The sequence below is a fragment of the Streptomyces sp. NPDC037288 genome, from assembly GCF_055603265.1.
In genome coordinates, this window is sequence record NZ_JBVJVY010000103.1 from 1 (window position 1) to 8,595 (window position 8,595).

Annotated in this window: 6 protein-coding genes; 1 reads left to right on the forward strand and 5 read right to left on the reverse strand. The window is 66.2% G+C overall.

Translation table 11 applies throughout. The features are described from left to right. The coding region (locus ACZ7GZ_RS41210) for a transposase family protein (protein ID WP_471032736.1) at nucleotides 1–375 on the forward strand (375 nt) is incomplete at its 5' end. A 7-nt stretch (nucleotides 376–382) separates the two neighbouring features. Here ACZ7GZ_RS41210 and ACZ7GZ_RS41215 read toward each other — a convergent pair. From ACZ7GZ_RS41215 to ACZ7GZ_RS41235, 5 genes are all read right to left on the reverse strand, one after another. Then, entirely contained in the window at nucleotides 383–2,377 is a 1,995-nt protein-coding gene (locus tag ACZ7GZ_RS41215; RefSeq protein WP_471032737.1) for an acyl-CoA dehydrogenase family protein, read from the reverse strand. Between the two features lie 192 nt (nucleotides 2,378–2,569). Continuing rightward, nucleotides 2,570–3,448 (reverse strand): alpha/beta fold hydrolase, encoded by an 879-nt coding sequence (locus tag ACZ7GZ_RS41220; protein WP_471032739.1) that lies wholly within the window; start codon nucleotides 3,446–3,448, stop codon nucleotides 2,570–2,572. Then, nucleotides 3,445–6,456, reverse strand: coding sequence for a type I polyketide synthase (locus ACZ7GZ_RS41225; protein WP_471032741.1), 3,012 nt, complete (start codon nucleotides 6,454–6,456; stop codon nucleotides 3,445–3,447). The genes ACZ7GZ_RS41220 and ACZ7GZ_RS41225 overlap by 4 nt, the downstream gene beginning before the upstream one ends. A gap of 346 nt (nucleotides 6,457–6,802) precedes the next feature. Continuing rightward, entirely contained in the window at nucleotides 6,803–7,012 is a 210-nt protein-coding gene (locus ACZ7GZ_RS41230) for a DUF5988 family protein (RefSeq protein WP_471032742.1), read from the reverse strand. 556 nt (nucleotides 7,013–7,568) lie between these two features. Then, nucleotides 7,569–8,300 carry an IS6 family transposase gene (locus tag ACZ7GZ_RS41235; protein WP_471032745.1) on the reverse strand — a complete coding sequence of 244 codons (732 nt, stop codon included), beginning with the start codon at nucleotides 8,298–8,300 and terminating at the stop codon, nucleotides 7,569–7,571. Nucleotides 8,301–8,595: the final 295 nt, after the last annotated feature.

The following is an 8,595-nucleotide window of genomic DNA, read 5'->3' on the forward strand; positions in this document are numbered from 1 at the left end:
CAGGTCATCGCTCGCCCGGACGGCACACCCCTGTGGTTCTCCCGCGCGACACCCGGCCGCACACATGACCTGACCGCAGCCCGCGCCCACGGCATCGTCCAGGCCTGCCTGACCCGGCAGATCCTTGTGCTGGCAGACCGCGCCTACCAGGGCGCCGGCGCCACCGTCCGCACCCCTTACTACGGCCACAGCGAACAGCCCGAGCACTACCAGCAGTTCAACCGCGACCACGCTCGACTCCGAGCCCCCGGTGAACGCGCCTTCGCCCGACTCAAGTCCTGGCGCATCATGCGCAGAGCACGCTCCTCCACCCGCCGCGTCAGCCGCACCGTCCAAGCCATCCACGTGCTACTGACCTGCGACTCTTCAGGATGAAAGAGGTTCACTGAGCTTCTTCAGTAGTCACTCCGCGAGATGAACGGTCGCTGGAGGTTGACTTGCGTTCCGACCTGCAGTGGGCGCCAACTTCTACAGAGTCAACCTTCACCCGATCGGTGCCCTTCTGAAGAGGCTTACTCTTTCCGCTGCTCGCGAACAGGGCTGCGACGAAATCATCCTCGGCCATGGGAGCGCGCAACCGTGCACCTGAGTGAGCGAAGCCCTCCAGGAGAGCCGGGACATGGGTGCTCACCTCGACGACGGCGCGCTCTCGTGCTTGGTACACGCGCCTGGCGTCGGTCGGTGTGAGGGACTCGTTGGACAGGTGCCAGCCCAAGCTCTGTGTGAGTGTGTCCATGGCGTAGAGGGTATACAGCGCCCGTAGGGGCGTTGTGTACGTGGTTGCCTCGGCGACGGCGTCGGCAAACGCTGTCAGGATCAGGCGCCGTATATGAGCTTCGGCCAACTCTACGATTTTGGGGAGCAGTGGATTCCAGGCCTCGAACGTCCCTCGCTCTGGTGCTGGGATGTCGGACAGACGGCGGCGCAGGTCCGCCAGTAGGGTGCCTTCATGAACGCTGGCGAGGGCCTGTGCTCCGGCTGGTGATGCGGGGTTGTCCACGCTAGGCACCGTTGGCGCAGCGTGTGTCTCGTCTTCCACCATCTGCTTTCCGCCATCGAGCAGGACGAGGAGGTTGTCACCGGCGGCGGCCTGGTAGGCCTGGGCCAGTCCTTCGTATTCCAGCAGGCGGTTGATGCTCAGCATTCCTTGTGCCCCGGAGCGTTCCCGGCACACCCTGGCGGCGATCTCCAGCGTGCGGGTGGCGGCAGCCTTGGCCAGGGCCGCCTCGCGGCTGACCGATGCCCAGGGTGCCCACACCGGTGGGGCGTCCGCCGTCACGTGGGTGCCATGGCGTCGGTCGACGTACCGAGACTTCACGCGAGAGACGAACAGACTGCAGGCATAGACCTCGGCGAGGACCGGGTACAGCGCATCCTGCTGGGTGCGGTAATTGAGCACGGGCAGATCGGGGCGCAGGCGTCCCATGGTCAGGCGGTTGCCACTGTGGCGCAAGCCGATGGCGACGGCGGCCCGGGCTGCGGCAGCGAGAGCAGCTGCGGCCCCCGTGGAGGCGTTGGACGAGAAAGTTATGGAGCGTACCAGGCGTCGGTCTGAGTCGCCGATTGGATCGAAGAATGCAGACTCCGGCGGGGAGGAGATCGATGCGGTGTCTCGCAACCACCCGTCGTACGGGACGCGGGCGCCGTGGAAGGAGACAAGGGCGTAGTTGAGGGGAACAGAAGTGGTTTCGGGCAAGGGCGTGACACGTACGCCTTCAGTGGTGCCGGCATGGTCGCGGATTCGGACCGCGAAGGGAAAGACACCGCACGGCCGGTCTCCTACGTAGAGGCTGGCGTACACGACGGCCGTGTGGGCCCGGCCGGTTTCGGCAACGTGGGCCATGAACTTGGCCGCGTCAGCGTCCGGGGTGGTGAGGATGAATTCTCGTGTGGCAGGATCGAAGCGGGCTGTGGTCCGGGGCGCCAGGTGGCTGTTGCCGCGCCCAACTTCGGTAATCATGATCGAGCCGAAAGCCTCATGCCGGTCCACCTCGTCGATCAGCGGGCTCAGGTAAGGTCCCGGATGGCCGAGTTCCAGCATGGTCGCGACACACACCGTGTACTGGACGGTGCCAGCGAGAAACAACGGCGGGTCCACCACCGCAGACCACTCCAGTGCGCTCAGCATGCGGGCGGGGTCGCGGTAGAGAGTGGTGGCTCCGCCCGTGAACTGGCCCAGAGCATGCAGGCGGTCGTAGGTGCGCGCATGGCGTTGCGGGCCGCAAGGCGGAGCCGGGCGCGTGAACGGCTCGGTTTCAAGGAGATGGTCAAGTGCCGCATGGTGCGCGTAGGCGTCTCCCAATAGCAGCGACTGCAGCGGCGTAGCCTCGGTGAGGGCAGTCGTTGCGGACATCTGTGATTCGAAGGGACTGGCCATAGGGGGATTCCTCCCGTCGTAGCTGTTTGCGTACGTCTGTCCAGGTGCGTGGATCAAAGGGCGATGGCTGCGTTTGCGACGCTCCATCAGACGGTCAAACCTCAGTTGGTCAGCTGAAACCTTCTCGCGTGCCCCGGCCACCGACCCGCCGGTGTCCGGTCTCCTCCGACGCTGCGGCGAAGGCGAGTGCCTTCATGGTGTCGACCATGCGCTTTTTCCACGAGTGTTGCGGGTAGGGAGGGTCTTTGCCCGGCCAGGGCCGGGGTGGTGTGTCAGTGCGGTAGTAAAGTCGCTGACGGCGTGGATAAACCGCTCGAAGGCGGCACGGTGGATCTCGTGGGGTACGCCCGGCAGGTCGAGGGCAGTGCTGCCGGGGGGTAGCAGACTGCGGGCGAGGAGGAAGTCGGCAGGTTTGAGCAAGCCTCCCTGCCGGGGATCTGCACGCAGCAGCAGGACGGGCACGGGGATCTCGCCGAGCAGCGGCAGCAGTGGGCCGGCAGACGCACCGTCGGTGGCCAGGGCGCGGATGACCGTGGGCTCCGCACGAGACAGGTCGGTGGCGAGGGTGCGCACATCGGTGGGGTGCCAGCCGGGGTGGGCTGCTGCCACCGTCTCCAGCAAGGCCGCGGGGGGCAGTGCGCTGGCGCGGACCAGGTCACGGATGTGGTTGTGCAGCGGATCGGCGGACATCTGTGGCGGTGGGTCTTCCAAAAGGAGCCCGGAGAGGTTCGCGCCCTGCTGGGCAGCGAGCACCAGGGCAACTGCCGCGCCCCAGGAGTGGCCGATGAGCAGCGGCCGGTGCAGTTCGAGGGCAGTGACGAAGTCCGCGACATCGGCCGCCACCGCGGAGAGTCCGTATGCCCCGGAAGGCAGGCGGATGCTGTCCCCGTGGCCGCGCAGGTCGAGCGCGAATACCCTCATACGTTCAGCGAGTTGGGGACCGATCCGGCTCCAGCTCGAGGAGGAGGCGGCGTTGCCGTGCAGCAACACTGCTGCAGGCCCCGCATCGCCCCAGGTGCGGTAGCTGAAGGACCCGGCGGGTAGCGCGATAGTGTGTGTCTGCATGCTCATGCGGACCTTTCGGGTTCGTCGGCATCTGGCTGGGTGGCGGAGTTCAGTCTGGCCCGCAGATAGCTGCTGAGTTCGGCGATGGTCGGGTGCTGCCAAATTGCGGTGAGTGGGATCGACACGCTCAGTGCCTGCTGTAGTCGGTCGCGAAAGGCAGCTGCATGCAGGGAGTCCAGGCCCAGGTCGGCGAAGGCGGCGGAGGGGTGAATGCGCTGGTTTCTCAGCTGCAGCAGCTCGCGCAGCTGGCTGGTGACAAGCTCCTCGGCCGGTCGGCTCTGGTCGGCGCTTACTGGGAGACTCTGAGGTAGGGCTGATGACTCTCCTCGTTCCTCAGACGTTCCCGTGTCCACGGACTCGTTGCGCTCGCCGACACCTATACGTACGGCGCCCAGGTCGATGAGCAGGTTCTGTCGTTCCCAGCTGGTGGTCGGTGCTTCTACCAGGCGGCCGTCAAGCAGCCATTGTGACCAGTTGACTGGCTGTCCTGCGCAGTGCAGGCGGGCAGCTGTGGCCCAGAGCGAGTCGATGGCGTGGTGCCGGGCGTGCAGCGTGGGCACCACCGTGGCGTCGTGGATATCCAGCGCTTGCAGCGTCCACAGCAGCGGCCGTACCGCGACAGGGTTGGGCGAGATTTCCACGAAGACCCTGAAGCCGTCTTTTGCCAGTGCTTCGGTGGCCGCTGTGGCCCGTACTGGGCGGCCGACGTTGGCCGCCCAGTACGCTGCGTCAAAGCGCGGCAGGTCGTGCGGGTCGTCCAACACGGTGGTGTAGAAGGGGACCTCCGGCGTGCGCGGTGCAAGATCGTGCAATGCCTGTTCCATGTCGGCCAGCAACGGCTGTGCCAGGCGGCAGTGGGAGGGGAAGTCGACGGCGACTTGGCGGGCGGTGATTCCCCGGTTTGTCCAATCCTCCACCAGGCGCTCCACATCGCGTACGGCGCCACCAATCACCGTGGAGCATGGGGCGGCTATTACTGCGACGTCGGCCTCTGCCTCTGCCTCGGCCAGCTCCCTTGCCACCTGGTCGGCTGGCAGCTGGACGGCGACCATCACTCCCGTTCCGGCCCGTGCCTGCGGCACGCACAGCCTGGAGCGCCGGCAGATTACCTTCACGCCGTCCTCAAGGCTCAGCGCTCCTGACACCACAGCCGCAGCCACCTCGCCCATCGAGTGCCCGACCACCGCTGACGGGGTCATGCCGCGGGCGCGCAAGGCTGCAGCCAGTCCCACCTGCACGGTGAAGATCATGGGCTGGACCCGGTCGAACCGGCTGACCTCGATGCCATTCTTCAGCACTTCATACGGCGAAAAGCCTGACTCAGCGGCTATGAGCGGATCAACCCGGGCCACCACGGCTGCGAACTCTGGTACGTCGAGGAGCTCGCGCGCCATGCCGGGCCACTGGGAGCCATGGCCGCTGAATACCCACACTGGCCCGGGTCCCTTTGCTTCGCGAGCCCAGTCGGCCGTCACCAGTGCATCGGCGTGCCCGCTCAGCCAGCCCTCCAGACGCGCCACCAGTTCCTCCCGGGAGCGGGCCACCACCGCCAGGCGCTCTGCGGCATGCGAGCGGCGCAACGCCAGCGTGTGGGCAACGTCGTCGAGGGGCTGCTCGCATCCCGCTGACTTTAGCCACTCACCAAGACGCTCGGCTGCCGTCTCCAGGGCGTGTGCGCTGGCAGCCGACAGAACGAACAGTCGAGGCCTGTCGGCCTCGGGCACCGCCGCGTGCGGGCGGTGTGCCTCGGGCGCCTGGCCCACCACGGCGTGCGTGTTTGTTCCCGTCACCCCGTATGAGCAGACCGCGGCCAGGCGCGGCCCCTGGGGCCAGGACACCGCCTTCACTGGCACGTACAGACCGCTGTCGGCTGGGTTGATGCCCGACTGCCAGGAACGGAAGTGGGGTGTGGGCGGGATTACACCGTGCCGCACCGCGAGAACCGCCTTCAGCAGCCCCACCAGGCCAGCGGCCGACTCCGTGTGTCCCACATTGGCTTTGACTGAACCCAGCGCACATGCACCATCACGCCCATAGACAGCCGACAGGGAGGCGAACTCGATGCGGTCCCCGGTCGGCGTGCCGGGGCCGTGCGCCTCCACCATCGCCACGTCCTCGGCCCGCACCCCCGCGACCGCCAGTGCCGTCCGGCACACCTCCTGCTGCGCCATGCCGGACGGCACGGTAAAGCGTGATGTGGCCCCGTCATGGTTCGTCGCAGTACCGCGTACCACGGCAAGTACCCGGTCACCGTCGCGCGTTGCGTCGGCAAGCCTCTTGAGGACGAGCGCGACCCCACCCTCGGCCCGTACGTAACCGTCCGCGCTCTCGTCGAAGGGGCGGCAGCGTCCCGTCGGTGACAAGACGCCCAGCTCATTGTAGGCGGCGGTCGTCCTAGGACTCACCAGCAGATTCACCGCTCCGGCGAACGCAAGCGAGCACTCACCTTCACGCAGGCTCTGGCACGCTAGGTGCACCGTGGCGAGGCCGGACGAGCAGGCGGTGTCCACCGCCAGGCTCGGACCGCCCAGTCCCAGGGCATGCGAGATGCGCCCGGCGGAGGAGGCGTACATGCTGCCGGTCACGGCATACGGTCCGCCCCCGGCCGGCAGCCAGTGCACGTATGCGCTGTGATCCGGATTGCACAGGCCCGTAAATACCCCCGCATCCGCACCTGCCAATGCCCTGGGTGGTAGGCCGGCGTGTTCGCTGGCCTCCCAAGCGAGTTCAAGCAGTAGCCGCTGCTGTGGATCGATAAGGGCGGCCTCTCGGCTGCTGATCCCGAAGAACTCGGCGTCGAATGCGCCCAGCGGCCCGTCCAGAAACCCTCCCTCCCACACCGGCGGGCGGGAAGCCTGAGCGTCGAGCGCGGCCAGTTCCTTCGGATCCCAACGCCCGTCCGGCACCCTGCCTACCCCGTCGGCGCCGGAACGCAGCAGCTCCCAGAACTCACTGGGAGATGTCACGCCGCCTGGCAGACGACAGGCCGCCCCGATGACGGCAATTCCGTCCACACAAGGATCATCGGCATCCGACACGCCCCCGGAGCCCGTCGGGGCTCCACTCCCCACCTGCATGTGACGCATAGACAGCTCTCGTTTTCTTCTCTAGTTGTAGTTCGCTTCTCACATCAACGAGCCGGAACTTCATGGGCCCCAGGCCGGCTCTCTCCCCCCAGGGCGCTCAATCTGGCCGGGTAACGGCACCCCGGCGACCGTGTAGCTCAACCGGGTGACTCGGGAAGATGAAGACTTACTGGTCGACGGCAGTGACACCGCAGCGGCCCGGACAGACGTATTCCGCGGCTGAATACCGGCAGCCCACTTCCCGCCGCTGAGGGCCGGTGCGATCCGCTGACTGCTATTCAGCAATGGCCGTGCTGTACGTCCACCGATAGACCGGCAGCATCTGGCCGTCCACGCGCTCCGCGGTATTGAGGCGCTCGAAGTGCTGATGCCGACCGTAATAGGACAAGACTAGGCGATCCACCCCATCCGGTACATGATCCGGCAACCGGTACACGCGCGACAGCCCCGACGGTGCTCCTTCCAAAACGACCAGGCGGCCCATTGACGCAGACGCTGAACAGCCCACGGCAGCAGGGCCACTCGGGACAGCAGAGGGGTAGCGTGTCGAAGACTCACCGCAACAGACATACGAGTAATGCTCGGCCGAAGCTACGCGCGGATCATCCAGATCCGTCCTATCGGGCACGTGCATGTCGGCGGAGGGGGCGGGAACTGCCGGACGATCTGACATGAGAACCCTTCGTGCAGGGGGTTGAGACAGGGGCATGCGTGCGACCGGCAGGCTGCGCAACCGCACTACCTCCCCCAGATCGAGTGAGGCATGCAATAGTCCAGCGGTCAGCGCCGCTCCCGAGAAGAGACGCGGACCCGCTAACCCCCCGCAGATGACGCCATCTTGCGCCTTTGTGAATCACGCGCAGCAACACGATGGGCATCGTCAAGTGGGTCTGTACAGCCAGTGGCCCTGTCTCACATTCGGTGGTGACGAAGAGTCGTGTGGGTCGTTGACGCTTGGGTGAAGGATGTCAACGGGCTCTGTCAACTTGTGGGGTTGAAGGGTTGGTTGAGGCATGCTTGCCCTGCTGGGTCAGTTGTCTTCAGGTGGTGGCTGCGCAGCCGGTGGCCTGGCGCCGGGTGGTGAAGCGGTGGTCCATTTCGGTGCGGTAGTCACGGGTTGTGAGCAGGTGGCGGCGGGGGCGGAAGTGGGGTGAGATGCCGCTGAACGTGGACAGGAATCTGGGTGCGTGCCCGGGTGAGGTGAAGGGCCGCATGGCGCGTTCCTGCTGCCTCGTTGGCTGGTGGCTGTTCTCGGTCCGGTTGTTCAAGTACTTCGAACTGTGGTGCTCGACCAAGGGCATGACCTCGCGGTGGGCGGCGCTGTAGGAGCGCAGTTTGTCGGTCCCGATCACCCGAGGCACGTACTCGTACTCCTTGAGCAGGCGGCGGAAGAACCGCTTGGCCGCCTGCGCGTTCCGCTTGGGCTGGACAAGAACGTCGAGGACGTTGCCGTCCTGGTCGACAGCGCGCCAGAGGTACCGGAGCTTTCCGTTGATCTTGATGAAGACCTCGTCCATGTACCACTTGTCGCCCGGCCGCGGACGCCGGCGCCGCAGCTGGTTGGCGTAGGCCTGGCCGAACTTGGCGCACCACTGCCGCACCGTCTCGTACGAGACCGTGACACCCCGCTCGAGCATGAGTTCCTCGACCTCCCGGCACGAGAGCGGGAAATGGTGGTACAGCCACACACAGTGAGTAATAACCTCGCCCGGATACCGAAAGCCCTTGTACGACGGGGCACGGCATCCGCGAACAGGCCCTCCCCAAGGCAATCGACTCGAAGATCATCCCACGGAGCCCAACCGCCAAGATGACGGTGCCGATGTCCCGGGCGGACCGCGCAGCGCTTCTGGAAGCCGCGCTGGAATTGTGGACCTATTACGGGCCCAAGCACCTCGGCCTCATACGCGGCCAGGGGAGCTTGTCGGACCTCACTGACCTTCCCCTCGTAGCGTGGAGGTGTGACTGAAGGGGAAGTTGAGGGTCATGGGTGGGAAGCGACGGTCGTACGACGCGCCGTTCCGTGAGGGTGCGGTACGCATCGTGTTGGAGACTGGGAAGCCTGCG